We start from the raw sequence: 1,500 nt of genomic DNA on the forward strand, positions 1-1,500 counted from the left end.
CGCCTCGGACCCATGGTCCGAGGCGCCTTGTCCGGGGAACGCAGCCGAAAACCGGTCGCGATGCGTGGGGCGAGCCCGCTCACCCGAAGATGTCCGCCACGATGCCGGAGTACCAGCCCATGTTCTCCTCGCTGGTCTGGCGGCGTAGATCGGCCGTCTCGCCGGTCTTGGAGACGAAGCCCTCGACCTCGGCGATGGCGCCGTCCTTGGCCTCGTAGCGGCCGCCGACCTTGACGGTGTCGTCGGGCGCGAGGATCGACCAGCAGGTGTTGGCGTAGCGGGCCGGGAACGTACGGCTGCCGGTGAGCTCGCCCCGCACCGCCATCGCCACCACCTTGGCCTGGCTGTTCGCCGCGAAGGCGGACTTCGGCATGGCGCCCGCGATAGCCGCGTCGCCCAGCACGAAAACGCTCGGGTCCTGCGCCGACTTCATGCTGGCCGGATCGATCGGGCAGAAGCCCGACGCATTGGCCAACCCGGCGTCGCGGGCGATCCTGCCGGCCATCTGCTTCGGGATGACGTTGACGAGGTCGGCCTTGATGGTCTCGAGGTCGGTCGTCACCGTCATGGCCTTGGGGTCGACGTTCTTCAATCCGCCGTGCATCTTCGGGTCCATCCACTCGACCATGCCCGGATAGTGGTTCTGCCAGCCCTCCTGGAACAGCGCCATCTTGGAGAAGCGGTCCTTCGGATCGATGATCACGATGCGCGACTTCGAATGACCCTTGGTCTTGAGGATGTGGGCCATGCAGGAGACCCGCTCGTACGGGCCCGGCGGGCAGCGATACGGGTTCGGCGGCGCGATCATCACGATGGTCGCCCCGTCCTCCAGCCCGTCGAGCTGCTTCTTGAGGAGCTGGGTCTGCGGGCCGACCTTCCAGGCGTGCGGCATGATCTCGGCCGCCTCCGCCGACCAGCCCGGCACCGAGGCGAAGTCGAGGTCGATGCCGGGCGCCACGACGAGGCGATCGTAGGGCAGCACGCTGCCGTCGGCGAGCCGCACCTGCTTCTTGTCGCGATCGATGGCGCTCGCCGCCTGGTCGACCTTCTTCACCCCGTAGGCGGCGAGCTTGTAATCCTGGGCGAGCGCGTCCCACGGCTTGAAGCCGCCGACATAAAGGTTCGAGTGGAAGCAGGTCAGGAACTTCTGGAGCGGCTCGACCAGCGTCACGTCGATGGCGCCGTTCGAGTCCTTGGCGACGTATTTGGCGACCGTGGCACCGGCCGGCCCGCCGCCGATCACGACGAGCCGCGGTTTTGCTTGCGCGCGCAGCACGGCGGGTACGGCGAGCATTCCTGCGCCGGCCAGCGCCGCAATGGAAAAACCTCGTCGGGTGATGGCAATCATGTCGTCCTCCCTAATTCTGTTGTTTCATCTGTCGGGCCGAGCAGCCTTGTCTGGATGGATCGCTTCTCCGACCATGGTGGCTGGCTCCGTCATCCTGAGGTGCCGGGCGAAGCCGGGCCTCGAAAGATGAACGGCCCGGGCCGTCGCCCGTC

General features: G+C 67.1%; 1 protein-coding gene. It reads right to left on the bottom strand.

The annotated features are described in order from the left end of the window. Positions 1-79: 79 nt before the first annotated feature. Positions 80-1,345, bottom strand: coding sequence for an NAD(P)/FAD-dependent oxidoreductase (locus tag CH341_RS31030; RefSeq protein ID WP_210208695.1), 1,266 nt, complete (start codon positions 1,343-1,345; stop codon positions 80-82). Positions 1,346-1,500: the final 155 nt, after the last annotated feature.

Source organism: Rhodoplanes roseus (assembly GCF_003258865.1).
Classification (GTDB): domain Bacteria; phylum Pseudomonadota; class Alphaproteobacteria; order Rhizobiales; family Xanthobacteraceae; genus Rhodoplanes; species Rhodoplanes roseus.